The following is a 16,615-nucleotide window of genomic DNA, read 5'->3' on the forward strand; positions in this document are numbered from 1 at the left end:
CTTGAGGACCAGTTGCTCCTTGAGGACCTACGGGCCCCGGCGCACCATCTGCGCCCATCGGTCCCTGAGGACCGGGCGGACCAGAAGGTCCTTGAGGACCCGGTGGGCCGGGAGGACCGGGCGGCCCGACCTGCGCGGCAGCCTCTATGACCGCCTCCGGAATTAGGAATGGCGCGACCGCGATAGCCGTCGACACCATCAGCAGTCTCGCCAGCCCCACTCCCGATGTGTGATATGAAGCCTGGCGAGTCCCACCGCCTCTGCTTGATCCTGATACGTAATCCATCGACGTCCCCCAGACCTGCAACAGCGGTCTCGCGCTGTTTTGATGTGAGGCCAGGCTAGCAATGAGGCATAAGGCTGCGCATCACCCAAATGGGTGGTTCGAGATCGAATGATCTCGGTAAATTAGTGTCCTGCACCGTCTTTCTCGACCGAAACGCTAATGAGCGCCTGCGGTCTCGACGTCGAGCAGATGGGCTTCGGCTTCGTCCCGGTGCTTTTTGAGATATTTCATGAAGGGTGTGCCGCCGGTGCCGACATCGGTGTCGTTGCCCGGTGAATTGCCAGCCTGTTTGTTGATGTAGGTGGCGGCGTATTCGAGGTGGCGGGTGCGGAAGCGGGCAAGCTTCATCACATTGTCATTGTAGAGCTGCCGGGTGGCCGCGTCGCCATGCTGGCTGACCCAGTCCCGCAGGGTGGACGCGGCGCGCACATCTTCGATGAAGGCACGGTGGCCGGTCGGGCGATAGGCGTGCAGCTCTTCGAGGTAGTGGCGCAGCGGGTCGTCGGCGTGACTGATGGAGAGGAAGGCGTCCATGGTGGGCACGATGGAAGATTGCGAGCCGGTCTGGCCGCGGAAGGCCTGCGGCTTGTTTTTACCAGCCGGGACGCCCTCATAGATGAGGCCGTCGCCAAGGGCAGGATTGTCCTTCCAGCCATGGATGTAGGGGCGCACGCGGTTGAAATAGATGTATGGGTCGCAGCGCTCCGGCATGCGGTCGAAGATGGCGTTGACGGCGTTCCAGCCCTCGGACATGCGCGCTAGACCCGCAGCAACGGCGGGCGCGTCATGGGCCTCGCAGGCGGTGATCACTTCTGGGATGGTGGCCAGCATATCGCCCGCGCGTGCCTCGATAGCGACGTGGACGAGGACGAACCAGGCCTCATCCTCCCCTGAGAGGAAAGGCTGGATCATATAGACGTTCGAAAGGTCCACGGGCCCGTCCGCGTCAATCTTGGCCCAGTTGTCGAGGACGTAAGTGGCATAGGTCAGCAGCGGCTTGGAATCGAGCGCGTCGGCAAGCTGCCAGGCAGGTTTGGCTAAGCATTTGGGCAGGGAGGCTGGCGCGTCCCGTTCACCCCAGACCCAGGACTGGATCATGAAAGTGTAGTGCACGAACGCCTTGCGGATCTGCTCATCGCTGGCGGTCACGCAGAAGCTTGTGAGGTCGATGACGGGCAGGCGGGCGAGGATCTCACGCACGCGGCCGGTGACGATGGAGTGAGGGAGGGCCATGGCCGCGTCCACGGCGGGCTGAAGCTCTGCCGGAAGGGTGACGGCGCCAGCATCATGGCGGCAGAGAAAGCCGCGATCGCGCGAGATGTCGTACTGGTCGAGTGGTTTGAGCTTCGGCATGATTTCCCCCTTGATAGTTTCTTTTGAAACTATCTCACACCGAACGGACGTTACGTAAAGCCCCAGCTTTTAGGCTGGGGCTTCATGGGAAAGGCTCGTTCTCTAGTCGCGGGCGTCTGCGCTTTCATTTCGAATATCCTTGAACTCTGAGGTGTCCTTGATCGCGGGCCATTTCGTGCTGTTTGCGAGGGAGCGGGTCATGTTGAGGATAAGCTCAACATCCTGCGCGGCGCCGCGAAGGTCCCAGTCCGGGTCCCAGGCGTCATTCTGGTTGTGGTAGCGGTTGGCGATATAGCCAGCGACCCATTCAGCGCCGGCTTCACGTCCGCCCTCGACGAGGTTCGGCCCGCCTGCGATCCCCATGATGAGGATGACCGGCACGCCGCGCCGCGCGAGCGAGAAATGGTCTGCGCGGTAGAAGAGCCCGGTTTGCGGCAGGCCTTCGGGCGAGACATAGCGGCCCTGGGCGTCTGCGGCTTCGGCCATCATGTCTTCAAGCTCGCTCTGGCCCTCACCGACCTGGATGACATCCTTTGCGGGACCAGCCGTGTTGAGAATGTCGAGGGTGAAGTTCGCGACCGTGGTTTCGAGCGGATAGATCGGGTCCTGCGCATAGGCCTCTGAGCCAAGAAGGCCGCGTTCTTCAGCAGTCCATGCAGCAATGACGACAGTGCGCTCCAGCGGTTCACCCGCTTTCAGGACGCGGGCGATTTCCATGATGCCTGCCATGCCAAGGGCGTCGTCATTTGCGCCGGGCATGACGGTGCGGCCCTGCGCGTCGGCGATGCCCTTGCCATAGGCGTCCCAGTGGCCGGACAGCATGATGGTTTCGTCAGGACGCTCTGTGCCAGTGATCTTGCCGAGGACGTTCTGGCTCTCGATGCGTTCGACCTCCATGCCAAGGTCGGCGTTGAAGGTCAGGCCCTCGAGGGTGAAGGCTTCGAAATTCTCGCTGCGGGCGGCGGTACGAAGGGCGTCGAGGTCCTGACCGGCAGCTTCCATCCATTGCTTCGCCATGTCGAGGTGGAGCCAGCCTTGCAGGTCGACCGAAGGCTTGCCGGACCCGTCACTGGCGACGGCGTAATTGTCGCCCGGCCCGGAGGCGGCGACGTTCCAGCCATAGCCTGCGGCCTCTGTCTCATGGATAACGAGGGCAGCGGCGGCGCCGCGGCGGGCGGCCTCCTCGAACTTGTAGACCCAGCGGCCATAATAGGTCATCCGGTTGCCGCCGAAACGGCCCGCGACCGGGTCATCCTCTGCGACGCCGAAATCAGGATCGTTGACGAGAAAGAGGGCGACCTTTCCGGTGAGATCGATGTCGCCATAATCGTCCCAGTCGCGTTCCGGCGCGCTGGCACCGAAGCCGACAAAGACGATGGGGGCGTCTTCAATCGCGATGGTTTCGCGCGGATTGGCCGAGCTGATCTCGATGTCGCGGCCCTGACGCATGTCGATCGTGGTCTCGCTGGACTGGACATCAAGAGTGCGAAGGTCGACGACGCGTGAATGAACGAGGGTGACAGGATCGGTCCAACCGCCATCACGTCCACCGGGCTCTAGGCCGATCTCCTCGAACTTCTCGATCAGGTAGTCGATGGTCTTCGTCTCGCCTGGCGTACCGGGGGCGCGGCCCTCAAACTCGTCAGAGGCGAGCACTCTGACGATATCGGAGAGGTTTTCTGTGCTGACCGAAGCGGGCTCAGTGGTGGCCTCGTCTTGCTGTGAGGCAGCGGCCGGGTCGCTCTCCTGCGGATCAGAGGGCTGTGAGCAAGCTGCGATGAGGGCTGCCATGCCTAATGTGCTGATGAGTGTCCTGATCATCTGTGAAACCTCCGCTTGCGACCCGTCCGGATGGGTCAAACCACGAGGGTTTAACGGGTTTTTGGCGCGGGCCAAAGTCCGGGCTGAGGTTTGACCGCGATGAGCGGCACGGCACGGCCCCAATCGGTTTCAGTTTTCCTTGCAAAAGGGGGTTCCAGAAAGGCCGCGACTCTATTAAGGGGCCAAAAAGGGAGCTCCCCACATGAAAATCCGACAAGCCATTACTTTCGATGACGTGCTTCTGCAGCCCGGCCCGAGCGAAGTCATGCCCGCCAATGTGGACACGTCGACTTGGCTGACCAAAGCCATCCCCCTCAATATTCCGCTACTCTCCGCTGCCATGGATACGGTAACCGAAGCGCGCCTTGCGATTGCGATGGCGCAGGCTGGCGGTATTGGTGTCGTGCACCGGAACCTGACCGTTGAAGAGCAGGCCGGTCAGGTCACGCAGGTGAAGAAGTATGAGAGCGGCGTCGTGATGAACCCCATCACCATCGCTCCGACGGCCAGCCTGAAAGAGCTGAACGACATCAAGGCGCGCACCGGTTTTTCCGGCGTGCCCGTGGTCGAGGCCGATGGCACAGTTGTCGGCATCATCACCAATCGTGACACGCGTTTTGTCGACGACCCGAATGGGAAAGTCGCCGAATTCATGACCCGCAATGTCGTGTCGGTCACGATGGAAGAGCCGATCGAGGCAGCTCGCCAGCTGTTGCACAAACACCGTATCGAGCGGCTGGTCATCACCGATGACGCTGGCAAGTGTGTTGGCCTCCTGACCGTCAAGGATATGGAGAAGGCGCAGCTCAACCCGAACGCCGCGAAGGATGAGCAGGGCCGCCTGCGCGTCGCTGCGGCCTCAACCGTGGGGGATGCAGGCTTTGAACGTACGCAGGCGCTGATCGAGGCGGGCGTGGACGCGGTCGTGATAGATACGGCGCACGGCCACTCGCAGTCCGTGCTGGACGCTGTGACGCGTGCGAAGAAGCTCTCCAACTCCGTCCAGATCATCGCGGGCAATGTCGCGACCGGCGACGCCACCAAGGCGCTGATCGATGCAGGTGCAGATGCGGTGAAAGTGGGCATCGGCCCAGGCTCCATCTGTACGACACGCATCGTTGCCGGCGTGGGTGTGCCGCAACTGACGGCGATCGAGGACTGCGCCAATGCAGCCGCGAAATCGGGCACGCCGATCATCGCCGATGGCGGCATCAAATTCTCGGGCGACTTTGCCAAGGCGCTGGCGGCCGGCGCTTCGACGGCGATGATGGGCTCTGCCTTTGCTGGTACCGAAGAGGCACCGGGCGAGGTCTTCCTGTTCCAGGGACGGAGCTACAAGGCCTATCGCGGTATGGGCTCACTCGGCGCGATGTCACGCGGCTCAGCTGACCGGTATTTCCAGAAGGAAGTGTCGGGAGACAAGCTGGTCCCAGAGGGCATTGAAGGACAGGTTCCGTTCAAGGGGCCGATCGGCAATATCCTGCACCAGATGGTCGGCGGCCTTCGCGCAGCCATGGGCTATGTCGGCGCCAGGACGATCACCGAGCTGCACGAGAAAGCCGAGTTCGTCCAGATCACCGGCGCGGGCCTTTCGGAGAGCCACGTCCACGATGTGACGATGACGCGGGAAGCGCCGAACTATTCGATCGGGCGCTGAGGCTCTCGCCACATCGGGGCCATGGGTGGGCTCTCATCGAGGACGCTGAACTCGCCGATCTTTTCGAAGCCGAATGAGGTGTAGAAGCCGTGATTGGCGGGATTGGAGTTTTCTAGGTAGACGGGCAGGCCTTCCCGGTCGGCGGCGGCGAGGACGGGCGCTAGCATGGTCGTGCCGAGGCCTTTGCCTCGCGCGGTTGTCCTTGTGCCGATCGTGAAAAGATAGATGTGCGGCGCGTGCGGGTGGTGCTTTTCGAGCGCTTCACCTGCAGCCATGCCGCGCTTCATCGCACCTTTCGTTCCGTGGATCATCTGAGCCGCCATGAGCTGAAACAGCGAAAGCGGCGGGAAGCGCAGATTGGACTCGTGGGTGGCCCACATGGTGGCAGCCTCATCGCCGTGCAGGTGGCAGAAGCCTTCCTTCAGATAGATATCGCGCGCCATGATCCGGAAGAGGGGGCGCAGGGCGCGCCCGCCGCTAAACAGCCAGAGATTGAAGGGGTCTTCTGAGAAGGCTTCAGCCGTGATGTCGCCGATCTGGCGCCAGTCTCTGCGGTTGGCCGAGCGGATGGAGGTGGGGAGGTTGATGTTCATGCCTTCGAAGCGCGTGCTGGACGTCATGCTGGCAAACCGTTCAGAATTGCGATGCTGCCTGTCGAGCCCGCGAGGCGGTGCTTCATGAGGGTCTGATACGCGTCTGAATTGTACCAGTTGAGGGCGCTGTCCTTGTCCGCAAACTCAGCGATGATGGTTCTCGTGCAGGCCCAGTCGCCTTCGAGCACCGTCGGCGCCTCTTCGACGGCCAGAAGCTTGCCGGCATGGGCGTTGAAGATTTCCATGAAGCCGGCCTCATACTTGTTGTAGGCTTCACGGTCGTGGATGGTGATCTGCGCATTTATATAGACGCTCATGGCGGGTCCTCCCTCAATGACGATGCAGATTGAAAACCTGTCGGCATGTGGAGTCCATCGGTTTTCTAACGCGGCCTGTGCGCGTAAAGCCTGCGCCAGAATGTTGAAGAGGTAGCAATATGCGCGACGGTGGACGGATAGCGGCGGCGATTGATGTGCTGGGTGATGTGCTGAACCGGCACCAGCCTGTGAAGTCGGCTGCGCGCGACTGGGGCAAGCGGGCGCGGTATGCGGGTTCCAAGGACCGGGCCTGGGTGTCAGGTCTGGTGCTCGACGCGCTGCGCAAGAAGAACTCAATTGCCCATGCGATGGGCTCTGATGAGCCACGCGCGCTGGTGCTCGGTGCACTGAGCTTCGCCTGGGGCTGGGACATCATGAAGATCGATGGGGCCATGGATGAGGAGCATGCGCCGTCCAAGCTGACGCTGGAAGAGCGCGAGCGGCTGGTCATGGCGCCGGATGTGACGGCCGAGCCTTGGGTGTCTGGCGACTATCCTGACTGGATGGAGCCGATGATGGACCGCGTTTTCGGTGAGGAGAAAGTCGTCGAGGCGCAGGCCATGGCCGTGCGCGCCGACGTCGATATCCGGGTGAATACGCTGAAAGTGGACGCCGAGAAGGCGGGCGGGCCGATGCGGTCTGCGAATGCGGAAAGCTCATCGCTCTTGAAGAATGCCTATCATATTCCGGCACGTGACCCGTCTGAGCGTGAGACCTCTCTGGAGAGCATTCCGGCCTACTCGAAAGGCTGGGTCGAGGTGCAGGATGCGGGCTCGCAGATCGCGGCGGCGGCGGCGAATGCAAAGCCGGGCGAGCAGGTGCTGGACTATTGCGCGGGCGGCGGCGGCAAGACGCTGGCCATGGCGGCGATGATGGAAGGCAAGGGTCAGATCCACGCCTATGATATTGATGGACGCAGGCTATCTGCGCTGATCCCGCGGCTGAAGCGGTCCGGCGCGCACAATGTGCAGCTGGTCCATCCGAAAGAGCCTGAGGCGCTTGAGGCACTTAAAGGCCAGATGGATGTGGTCTTTGTCGATGCGCCATGCACGGGGACAGGCACCTGGCGGCGGCGGCCGGATGCGAAGTGGCGGCTGAAAAACAAGCAGCTCGCCAAGCGGATCGAGGAGCAGACCGAGATCATCGAGGCCGCGTCTGCCTTTGTGAAACCGGGCGGGCGGCTGGTCTATGCGACGTGTTCTTTCCTGAAGGAGGAAGATGAGGACCGGGTTGCTGACTTCCTCGCGGCGCATCCCGAGTTCGCCGAGGAGAGCGCGGCCGATGCGGCGATTGCGTCCGGCTTGCTGACCGATGAGGGCGCGGCAAAAGTCAAAGCGGGCGCGAAGGGCGGCAAGTCGGTCCGCCTTACACCGCGCACGGCCGGCACGGACGGCTTTTTCTTTGCAGTGATGCGCAAGGCCCGCTGATAGCGCGCGCGCTGGAATCAGTGCGATATGGGCGCATGTTGAAACCGCTTCCAGAAACTGTCCATCTTCGCGCCACGAACCGGCAATATCTGGTGCTGGCAAGTGCGAGCGCGCTTCTCGCGGCTATGCTCGCCTTCTCCAACTGGACGGGCAATGGCCCCACCGAAGAGATCAGCGTCTGGCTGACGGTCTTCTTTTCAATGACGACGCTTGTGGGCGTTTGCGCTGCGCTTTTCAGGCATGGCTGGCTGACACTGGACCGGGACGGGTTTGAATCGAGCGAGTTCAAGTCGCTCGGCAAGATCGGCTGGTCTGAAGTGTCAGAGTTCGGCCTCCATTATTCGGGCGGCAAGGGAATGCCCGCCTCGCGTCAGGTGGCGTTCAAGCTGACCGAGGAGAAGCGCAAGGCCCTGCCGCGTCTGTCAGGTATCCTGATGTATGGCAGGGTGCGACTGACCGAGCCCTACAAGGTGCGCGGCTCGCAGCTGGTGACGCTGATGAACCGATTTCGTGAGCGGGCACTGGCATCACCTGCGGCGAACGAAGCGGCATAATGGTCTGGCTGATTGTCCTCGCTTTCCCGATTTTCTTTGGGGCAGTGTGGGTGGGGATCGTGTCTTTCCTGTCCTGGGCAAGCGGTTGGCGGACACTGGCTCGGGTTTATCAATCGGAGCTGCCGGAGACGTTTTCGGGTAAGCGGCTGATGCTGGTCACGCTGGGCCGTGGGCGTTTCCCCCGTGTGCATTATCGCGGCATGCTCTGGGCGGAGTTCGGCGAAGATGCGCTGTGGCTCAAGCCGCATATCCTGTTTCGCTGGGCTCACCCGGTACTGGCGATACCGCGCAGCGTCATCACGCTTGAAGAACGCAAAGGCCTGCTGCGCCGTTTTGTCGAGCTGAAGAGCCGGGCCGATGAAGAGATCAGCTTTCACCTGCACCCAAGGCAGGTCAGCTGGATTGAGCAGAATGTCAGGCCTGACCTCTCAGACCGCTAGGCGGTAACAAGACCCTTCGCGGCATCCAAGTCTGCCCTCTGCCGATTTGTGTTGAAACAGAGCGCCGAGATCTGCGTATCGGAAAGTGGCCGGGAGAGACGCACGCCCGCATAGCAGTCATTGGTCCAGACCACATTGCCGCGTAGCCAGATATCGCCGAGCTGGAACGAGATCGGACGTTTCCGTGATATCCTGCCGTCATGCTTCATGCGAAGCCCGCCGATATTGAAGTCGACGATCGTCAGATCGTGGATGCCGCTGCCGAGGCGGACTGGCACACTGCGATAGCAGACATGCCGCTCTGCCCGTTTTTTCCAGCGGCGAATGCGCGGGCGGCACCAATAGGCTGCGCTAGCCAGCAACCCAAGCGTGAGCAATAGAGGAAAGCCAAGTGATGCGAGTGCCTTGCCGCGTTTGTCGCCGGTCGAATTTGCATTGCGTGGCGCGCGCTGCCTTGCTGAGCTTTTATAGGCACGAATGGCGCTTTCACTTTCAAAATGCAGACTGTCAGACGCACGCGCGGGATCACCGATGCTTCCCAGCTTCTCTGCATGAGGACGAAGGGTCGGCTCTACATTCAGTATATCGCTGACCGAGCAGGAGAGTTCTTTCTGAAGTCGCGCCAGTTCGGTCCGAACAAGGCGGGGTACGCCGCGCTCGATACGTTGAAGCGCCGCTTCTCCTTCGCTGCCATATAGTCGCTCCATGGCTATGTTCAGCTCGCCCGTGAAGAGGATCATGGCGGTCTGGCCGACATCAAGCTCTTCAGCGCTAATGTCGCCATAAAGGTCAATCAGCGAAACGTCGCTCAGGGCGGCCTCAAGTTCGCCGAGAAATGGCATCTGGGCGCGCTGCGACGGCTCGTGAGCGATTTCGTAGACGGCATCGACCGTGCGCAGCAAAGGGGTCAGCGAACCGCAGGTAGGGTCGGCATAGGCTGCGCCTGCACCTGCAATCATGATCAGGACGGCGTTTATCAGGCGTCTTGCGAACACATTATTTATATACCGGAAAACGGTTTATGAACTGTTGTGCAAAAACAAGGCAGAAGAAGCGCAAACCTTAAGTTTTGAAAACTCGCATGGTTAACGGTTTTCGATCAGTTTGCGCACGCTTGGGTTGGGGCTCGCCTATCCTGACGAAGCCACCTGGCTCTGGCCCAGCCTGAAAAACTCAGTGATGAGATTGCGCTGGCGCTCTGAGAGGTCCGGGTGCCAGATTTCGAAGATGAGGACGTAGCGCGCCTTGTCGCTGTTGTTCCAGGCTTCGTGCTCGATCGTGTCATCGAAGACGAAGACCTGTCCATCCTTCCACTCGCGCGTTTCATTACCGACTCGAAAGCCGCAATTGCCCGGCAGGATGATCGGCAGGTGGCAGATGAGCCTTGTATTGATCTGGCCGTGATGGGGCGGAATGGCGGCGCCTGGCTCTAGGCGCGAGAAGAGGACAGAGGGGGCGGGGGCCGGGTTGACGGCATCGCCGATGGCTTCGATGGCCGCCCATGTCCTGGGGCAGCGCGCGATGTTCTCCTCGATGCGCTGACCCTGTTTGATCAGGTAGAAGGCGCTCCAGTCGGGATTGTCGAGCAGCGGGTGGGAGACGCCAGCGCCTTCGCGGCCAGCCGATTCGACATAGGGGGTGAAGCCAGCCTCGGCGGCCGCCTTTTCGCTAAGCAGGGTTTCAAGCTCGCCGCGGATCGTGTCCGTCTCGGCGGCCAGGGCATCTGTCCAGCCGAAGCCGTCCAGCGGGTAGAATTGCCGGTTGGGCAGGCCCGGATAGAAGTAACGCGTGGGCTGGGACGGGTAGAAGGTTGCCTTTCCCGTCAGGAAGCCGAGGCTTTGGCGGAAGAGGTCATCATCGGGCGCCGCGCCGAGATCATGATCTTTTGCGAACTTGTTGAGCGCGTCTGCGAGTTCACCGGCAGGGGAGACCGTCTGCTCACCGGGGCCAGCAAGGAAGGTCTCTGCAGCCGTGATGAGCTGGTGGATTTCCTGCGTCCGGACGAGGTGAGGGGTGATGTCTGCCAGTCCTCTGCGGAACGCCGCGTCGGCATCCTTCGGCCTGCCAGAGCCAACGAGCGCCTGACCATAATGAAGCCGCGCGCGCACGCTGGAAGGGTCAACCTGTATGGCTTTCTCCAGCGAGGCGACGCGCCCGGCCATGTCGCCCTGCAGGGATTTGGCAAAGGAGAGCGCGACCCAGATGTCCGGACCCGGCCAACCAAGATCAATCGCGCGCTGCAATGCTGTTTCAGCCGCAGGGCCGTCCTGTTGCTGAAGCGCCTGCATCCCTTGTGCGGCGAAGTCTCTGGCTTGTGTCATGCGGCACGTCCTTTCCGGTGCATGGGCTGGTCGCATTGGCCCTTCCAGCCCCCGCCATTAGCGGTTAGGAGGCTGCATGGCCAGTTCACCCGATTCCGTTGCAGACAAGCACGAGCACGTCCTGATTGTCGACTTCGGCTCACAGGTTACCCAGCTGATTGCGCGGCGCCTGCGCGAAAGCGGCGTCTATTGCGAAATCCACCCCTTCAACAAGGTGGACGGCGCGTTCCTGGACAGTTTTGATCCCAAGGCGATCATTTTGTCAGGCGGGCCTGCGAGCGTCACTTGGGAGAACAGCCCGCGCGCGGACCAGGCGGTATTTGGGCGCGGCGTACCGGTGCTGGGCATCTGCTATGGCCAGCAGGTCATGATGCAGCAGCTTGGCGGCAAGGTTGAAAGCGGCACCAGCCGTGAGTTTGGCCGCGCCTTCATCGAGCAGGTCACCGACAGCGAGCTGCTGGAAGGCCTGTTCGGCGGCGAGGATGGCAAGGAAGAAGTCTGGATGAGCCATGGCGACCATGTCGCTGAACTGGCGCCGGGCTTTGGCGTGATCGCGAAATCACCGGGCGCGCCGCTCGCCATTATCGCGGACCTCGAACGCCGCTTCTATGGCACGCAGTTCCACCCGGAAGTCGTGCATACGGTGCATGGCCGGGACATGCTCCGCAATTTCACGCACAAGATCGCCGGGCTTTCCGGCGACTGGACGATGGCGGCGTATCGCGAGGAAGCGATCGAGAAGATCCGCAAGCAGGTTGGCGATGGCAAGGTGATCTGCGGTCTTTCAGGCGGCGTGGATTCGTCGGTGGCTGCGGTCCTGATCCATGAGGCGATCGGCGATCAGCTGACCTGCGTCTATGTCGACCATGGCCTGATGCGCCTCAATGAAAGCGAAGAGGTCGTCGGCCTCTTCCGCGACCACTACAATATTCCGCTCGTCCATGTGGATGCGAGCGAGACCTTTCTCGGCGCGCTCGAAGGGATTTCCGACCCTGAGAAGAAGCGCAAGACGATTGGCGGGCTCTTCATCGATGTGTTCGAGGAAGAGGCAAAGAAGATTGGCGGGGCGGACTTCCTTGCGCAGGGTACGCTCTATCCGGACGTGATCGAAAGCGTCTCTGCGATTGGCGGGCCATCTGTCACGATCAAGTCCCACCACAATGTTGGGGGCCTGCCAGAGCGGATGAATATGAAGCTGGTCGAGCCGCTGCGTGAGCTGTTCAAGGATGAGGTTCGCGCGCTGGGCCGCGAGCTTGGCCTGCCGCAGAGCTTTATCGGTCGCCATCCATTTCCGGGCCCGGGCCTTGCGATCCGTATTCCGGGGGAGATCACGCGCGAGAAGGCCGACACGCTTCGCAAGGCGGACGCGATCTATATCGAAGAGATCAAGAATGCCGGCCTCTATGATGAGATCTGGCAGGCTTTCTCAGTGCTGCTGCCGGTGAATACGGTTGGCGTGATGGGCGATGAGCGCACCTATGAGGCCGTGCTGGCACTGCGCGCGGTGACGTCGACTGACGGCATGACGGCGGATTATTATCCCTATGACCACGCCTTCCTTGGCCGTGTTGCGACCCGCATCATCAATGAGGTGAAGGGCGTGAACCGCGTCGTCTATGACGTGACCAGCAAGCCACCCGGCACGATTGAGTGGGAATAGGGCCTGCCCGATCAGGGTCCAGACTTGCTGATTGACTGGAGGGGAACAGGATGAGCAGCGCCGTACTCTACATCATGACGCAGAAGGGCTTTGAAGTTCTTCGCCGCCTGACCTCGACCTATCCGGCAGTGATCGAACGCGTCGTGATCGGCAAGGACTCCAACATCGAGAATGATTTCAACAAAGAGATTGCTGCGCATTGTCGTTCGGCGGGCATTGCCTTTGACTTCAGGGGCGCAGAACCGGAGCTGAGAGGCGATGAGTATGTCTTCGCGATCTCGTGGCGGTGGCTCATAAAACATCCGGTCGAGCGCCTGATCGTTTTCCACGACTCGCCGCTGCCGCGTTATCGGGGTTTTGCGCCGCTGGTGAACATGCTGGTCAATGGTGAGAAAGAGATCGGCGTCACGGCCCTGTTCGGCGCGAGCGAATATGACCGCGGGCATATCATCGGCCAGCAGACCAGCCCGGTCACCTATCCGCTCAAGATTGCCGATGCGATCGAGCTGAATAATCGAAACTATTGTGATCTCGCCGAAAGTATCGCCGCTAGGATTGCAGCTGGCGAAGAAATCGTCGGGGTGCCTCAGAAAGAGGGTAACGCGACCTATTCTATCTGGCGGGACGACGATGACTATGCCATCGACTGGTCAAAGAGCGCTGAAGAAATACAGCGCCTCGTCGACGCAGTCGGCTCACCCTATCTCGGCGCGCGATGCAGGACGTCAAAAGGGCATCAGCTCATCGTCGAAAATGTGGAGGTCGTTGAAGACGTGCACTGCGAGATCCGCGATGTCGGCAAGGTCATCTTTATGCGGGAGGGAAGGCCCACCGTGATCTGCGGCGCCGGCATGTTGGAACTGACCGATGTGTGGTTGGTGACAGACGCGGGGCGCGAGCCTTTCCTGCCGATGACGTCATTCCGCGTCCGTTTCTGTTAGCGAACATCCCTAACGAGATCGATCAAGCCCGCCGCTAGTCCTCAGTTGCTTTCTTATCGCGGTTGATGGGATCGGCCTTCAGCTTGTCCCAGCTCGTACGTTCGACGGCCTGTTCGACATCATCGTCTTTTGGTGCGGTGCCTAGCGGGAATTCACCTGAGCGGCGCTCGGCCTTCTTCTGTTCGATCTGCGCATCTGTTGCCGACGTGGTGCGCGGCTTGGCCTTCTTATCCAGAGTATGCCTGTTTGTGTGTGCATCCTTGCGGTCGTTCATGACTTTACCCTTTCCGAAGCGAACTTTCAGAAGAAACAGGCTGGATCGGGCTTGCGTTCCGAAACCCGCGCCGGAGCGTTCTTCATCCTTCTGAAAAGATAATCTCAGTTAAGTATGCGTCGCATTTACGCTTCGACACGCGGCTGAGCTGTGTGCGCGCCGGAACTACGCGCTGCGCGAGCCTTTTTAGCAGCTCGGATCCACGGAGATATTAGCATGACGACGAAGAACGATCTGCCGATCGACGACAATGGTGCGCCACATCAGACAACCGAAGAGGGGTATGACACGCTAACCACCCAACACGGCGTAGCTGTGTCAGACGATCAAAACCATCTCAAGGCCGGAGAGCGCGGCCCGATGCTGATGGACGATTTTCATTTCCGTGAGAAGATCTTCCACTTCGATCATGAACGCATTCCAGAACGTGTCGTTCACGCGCGTGGGTTTGCAGCGCATGGGTTTTTCGAGTGTCTTGAAGACCTCTCCGACCTGACCCGCGCCGCAGTATTCAAGAAGGGCGAGAAAACGCCGACCTTTACTCGCTTCTCTACGGTTGCCGGGAACAAGGGCTCGCCGGATGTCGCCCGTGATGTGCGCGGCTTCGCGACGAAATTCTACACCAAGGAAGGCAACTGGGACCTTGTTGGCAACAATATCCCCGTCTTCTTCATCCAGGACGCAATCAAGTTCCCCGACCTGATCCACGCCGCCAAGCCGGCGCCCGACCGCGGCTTCCCGCAGGCTCAAACGGCGCACGACAATTTCTGGGACTTCATCTCCCTGTCGCCGGAATCGATGAATATGGTGATGTGGATCATGTCCGACCGGACGATCCCGCGCTCCTTCCGATTCATGGAAGGCTTTGGCGTACACACCTTCCGGCTGATCAATGCCGAGGGCAAGTCGACCTTCGTGAAATTCCACTGGAAGCCCAAACAGGGCCTTCAGTCTGTGGTCTGGAATGAGGCGCTGAAGATCAACGGTGCTGACCCGGATTTCCACCGCCGCGATTTGTGGGATGCGATCCAGACGGGTGACTATCCTGAGTGGGAACTTGGCTTGCAGGTTTTCGATGAGGAGTTTGCGGAGAAGTTTGACTTTGACGTGCTCGACGCGACGAAGATCATTCCGGAAGAGGAGGTGCCGGTCCGGATTGTCGGGCGACTGGTGCTCGACAAGGTGGTCGACAATTTCTTCGCCGAGACAGAGCAGGTCGCCTTCTGCACGAACAATGTCGTGCCGGGAATTGGCTTCTCGAATGATCCGCTTCTGCAGGGGCGTAATTTCTCCTACCTCGACACGCAGGTGAAGCGCCTAGGCGGCCCGAACTTTACCCACATTCCAATCAATGCGCCGCAATGCCCGATGCGCAATTTCCAGCAGGACGGCCACATGGCGATGCACAATCCAAAGGGGCGTGCAAACTATGAACCGAACAGCTGGGGCACCGAAGAAGGTGGCCCGCGTGAGGATCCAGCGAATGGCTACCGCCACTATCCCGAGGAAGTAAGCGGTCAAAAGGTTGCCACGCGATCGGAAACCTTTGCCGACCATTACAGCCAGGCGCGCCAGTTCTATCTTAGCCAGACGGATATTGAGCAGACCCACATCGCCAATGCACTGACCTTCGAGCTGTCAAAATGCCAGGAAATGCGCGTTCGAAAGCGGATGCTGTCTCACCTTCGCAATATCCATGAAGACCTGGCGGAGGCTGTGGCAGACGGACTTGGGCTCGAACTACCAGAGCCTGCCAAGGCGGCGCGTGAGACAAAGACCGATCTGAAAGTGTCCGATGCTCTCAGCATCATCAAGAATGGTCCAAAGAACTTCAAAGGCCGCAAGCTGGGCATCCTCGTCGCGGATGGTAGCGATGCCGGCACGGTGAAGGCTTTGCAGGATGCGATGGAAGAGGCTGGCGCCCTGACTGTGGTCGTTGCGCCCAAGGTAGGCGGCGCCAAGCTAAGCGATGGGAGCCATATCGAGGCTGGCGAGAAGATTGATGGCGGGCCGTCCATACTCTATGACGCCGTCGCGCTGGTTCTGTCCGAAGAGGGCGCGAACACGCTTGCTGATCTCCCGCCCGCACGTGATTTCGTCACTGATGCGATGGCGCACGGCAAGTTCATCGGCCTGACTGAAGGCGCAGAACCACTGCTCAAGGTAGCCGGCGTCATGGGCAAACTCGACGATGGCTGCTTCCGGCTCGACGACGGCGGCATGGACGGGTTCCTGGAGGCGCTGCCCAAGCTCCGCAAGTGGGATCGCGACGCGTAAAGCGCCCGTCACTTCGTGAAAAAGATCAATCCCGGCCTCTTGAGGGGCCGGGATTTTTCATGCGGGCAATATAACGGGGCCTGCCAGCCAGCAGATCCAGCCGGAGAGGGCGATCCAAGGGCCGAAGGCGATGGGTGTGTCGGTGGTGAATTGCCGCCGCATCAGGCCTGCATAGACCAGCACCGCCAGGAGGCCGCTTGCGGCGGCGATCAGGAAAAGGAGCGGCAGGCCTTGCCAGGCGAGCCAGAGGCCGAGGGCGCCAGCAAGCTTCGCGTCGCCGCGGCCAAGCGCGTCAATGCCGCGGACATGACGGTAGAAAAGCTCAAGCCCGAGAAGAACCAGATAGCCTGCGACGCCGCCGATGAGGTGATCCAGCCAGTCGGCGCGGGCGTGCTGCCAGACCATGAGTACGCCGAGGGCTGCGAGAACCGCATTCAATGGGTCCGGCAGGATGAAGGTGCGCCAGTCGATAATTGCGAGCGTTACAAGGACCGCGCCCATAGCGAGCGTCAGGATGAGCATGCCGGGCGGCGCGAACAGCCATGCAGAGACGGCGACGGCAAGGGCCAACAGGGCGTAGAGGAGAAGGATGGCGGCGCGCATGTTCCGTCAGCCCCTATCCGTTTTCGCCGCATGTGGCGAGCGCGCGGGGGGGAGAACGTCTATCTAACCCGCCGCCACGTCATAATGGCCG

At 60.8% G+C, this 16,615-nt stretch carries 15 protein-coding genes; 7 read left to right on the top strand and 8 right to left on the bottom strand.

Annotated features, from left to right (window positions below):
* Positions 1 to 442: 442 nt before the first annotated feature.
* Together O4G74_RS12190 and O4G74_RS12195 are read right to left on the bottom strand one after the other, a co-directional pair.
* Positions 443 to 1,639: an indoleamine 2,3-dioxygenase gene (locus tag O4G74_RS12190; protein WP_269402883.1), complete on the bottom strand. Its 1,197-nt coding sequence runs from the start codon at positions 1,637 to 1,639 to the stop codon at positions 443 to 445.
* Between the two features lie 102 nt (positions 1,640 to 1,741).
* Entirely contained in the window at positions 1,742 to 3,460 is a 1,719-nt protein-coding gene (locus O4G74_RS12195; RefSeq protein ID WP_269402884.1) for a M28 family peptidase, read from the bottom strand.
* Positions 3,461 to 3,662: 202 nt separating this feature from the next.
* Here O4G74_RS12195 and guaB point away from each other — a divergent pair, with 202 nt between their 5' ends.
* Complete coding sequence (gene guaB, locus O4G74_RS12200) at positions 3,663 to 5,117, top strand: IMP dehydrogenase (protein ID WP_269402885.1); 1,455 nt, start codon at positions 3,663 to 3,665, stop codon at positions 5,115 to 5,117.
* On the opposite strand, the gene O4G74_RS12205 is transcribed toward guaB, so the two are convergent.
* Both O4G74_RS12205 and O4G74_RS12210 read right to left on the bottom strand, forming a co-directional pair.
* Positions 5,099 to 5,737, bottom strand: coding sequence for a GNAT family N-acetyltransferase (locus tag O4G74_RS12205; RefSeq protein WP_269402886.1), 639 nt, complete (start codon positions 5,735 to 5,737; stop codon positions 5,099 to 5,101). The genes guaB and O4G74_RS12205 overlap by 19 nt on opposite strands.
* The gene (locus tag O4G74_RS12210; RefSeq protein WP_269402887.1) at positions 5,734 to 6,027 is read right to left on the bottom strand and encodes a DUF1330 domain-containing protein; all 294 of its coding nucleotides are present in this window, start codon (positions 6,025 to 6,027) and stop codon (positions 5,734 to 5,736) included. The genes O4G74_RS12205 and O4G74_RS12210 overlap by 4 nt, the downstream gene beginning before the upstream one ends.
* A gap of 119 nt (positions 6,028 to 6,146) precedes the next feature.
* Between O4G74_RS12210 and O4G74_RS12215 the strand changes: the two genes are divergently transcribed.
* Genes O4G74_RS12215 through O4G74_RS12225 form a run of 3 tightly spaced genes read left to right on the top strand, consistent with a single transcriptional unit; the run spans position 6,147 to position 8,448 of the window.
* Positions 6,147 to 7,454: an RsmB/NOP family class I SAM-dependent RNA methyltransferase gene (locus tag O4G74_RS12215; RefSeq protein WP_269402888.1), complete on the top strand. Its 1,308-nt coding sequence runs from the start codon at positions 6,147 to 6,149 to the stop codon at positions 7,452 to 7,454.
* 35 nt (positions 7,455 to 7,489) lie between these two features.
* Positions 7,490 to 8,008, top strand: coding sequence for a hypothetical protein (locus tag O4G74_RS12220; RefSeq protein ID WP_269402889.1), 519 nt, complete (start codon positions 7,490 to 7,492; stop codon positions 8,006 to 8,008).
* Positions 8,008 to 8,448: a hypothetical protein gene (locus tag O4G74_RS12225; RefSeq protein WP_269402890.1), complete on the top strand. Its 441-nt coding sequence runs from the start codon at positions 8,008 to 8,010 to the stop codon at positions 8,446 to 8,448. The genes O4G74_RS12220 and O4G74_RS12225 overlap by 1 nt, the downstream gene beginning before the upstream one ends.
* Here O4G74_RS12225 and O4G74_RS12230 read toward each other — a convergent pair.
* Together O4G74_RS12230 and O4G74_RS12235 are read right to left on the bottom strand one after the other, a co-directional pair.
* Positions 8,445 to 9,407: a hypothetical protein gene (locus O4G74_RS12230; protein WP_269402891.1), complete on the bottom strand. Its 963-nt coding sequence runs from the start codon at positions 9,405 to 9,407 to the stop codon at positions 8,445 to 8,447. The two genes, O4G74_RS12225 and O4G74_RS12230, sit on opposite strands and share 4 nt — an antisense overlap.
* Before the next feature lie 171 nt (positions 9,408 to 9,578).
* Complete coding sequence (locus O4G74_RS12235; protein WP_269402892.1) at positions 9,579 to 10,769, bottom strand: aspartyl/asparaginyl beta-hydroxylase domain-containing protein; 1,191 nt, start codon at positions 10,767 to 10,769, stop codon at positions 9,579 to 9,581.
* 76 nt (positions 10,770 to 10,845) lie between these two features.
* On the opposite strand from O4G74_RS12235, the gene guaA reads away from it, so the two are divergent.
* The gene (gene guaA / locus O4G74_RS12240; protein ID WP_269402893.1) at positions 10,846 to 12,429 is read left to right on the top strand and encodes a glutamine-hydrolyzing GMP synthase; all 1,584 of its coding nucleotides are present in this window, start codon (positions 10,846 to 10,848) and stop codon (positions 12,427 to 12,429) included.
* A 50-nt stretch (positions 12,430 to 12,479) separates the two neighbouring features.
* Positions 12,480 to 13,370 carry a formyltransferase family protein gene (locus O4G74_RS12245; protein ID WP_269402894.1) on the top strand — a complete coding sequence of 297 codons (891 nt, stop codon included), beginning with the start codon at positions 12,480 to 12,482 and terminating at the stop codon, positions 13,368 to 13,370.
* A gap of 34 nt (positions 13,371 to 13,404) precedes the next feature.
* Here O4G74_RS12245 and O4G74_RS12250 read toward each other — a convergent pair whose 3' ends face one another.
* Positions 13,405 to 13,644 (bottom strand): hypothetical protein, encoded by a 240-nt coding sequence (locus O4G74_RS12250; RefSeq protein ID WP_269402895.1) that lies wholly within the window; start codon positions 13,642 to 13,644, stop codon positions 13,405 to 13,407.
* A 216-nt stretch (positions 13,645 to 13,860) separates the two neighbouring features.
* Between O4G74_RS12250 and O4G74_RS12255 the strand changes: the two genes are divergently transcribed.
* Complete coding sequence (locus tag O4G74_RS12255; protein WP_269402896.1) at positions 13,861 to 15,921, top strand: catalase; 2,061 nt, start codon at positions 13,861 to 13,863, stop codon at positions 15,919 to 15,921.
* Positions 15,922 to 15,978: 57 nt separating this feature from the next.
* Here the strand turns inward: O4G74_RS12255 and O4G74_RS12260 are convergent, their stop codons facing one another.
* Positions 15,979 to 16,524 (bottom strand): prepilin peptidase, encoded by a 546-nt coding sequence (locus O4G74_RS12260; RefSeq protein ID WP_269402897.1) that lies wholly within the window; start codon positions 16,522 to 16,524, stop codon positions 15,979 to 15,981.
* Positions 16,525 to 16,615 lie beyond the last annotated feature (91 nt).

This window comes from Henriciella marina, from assembly GCF_027213945.1.
GTDB lineage: Bacteria > Pseudomonadota > Alphaproteobacteria > Caulobacterales > Hyphomonadaceae > Henriciella > Henriciella marina_A.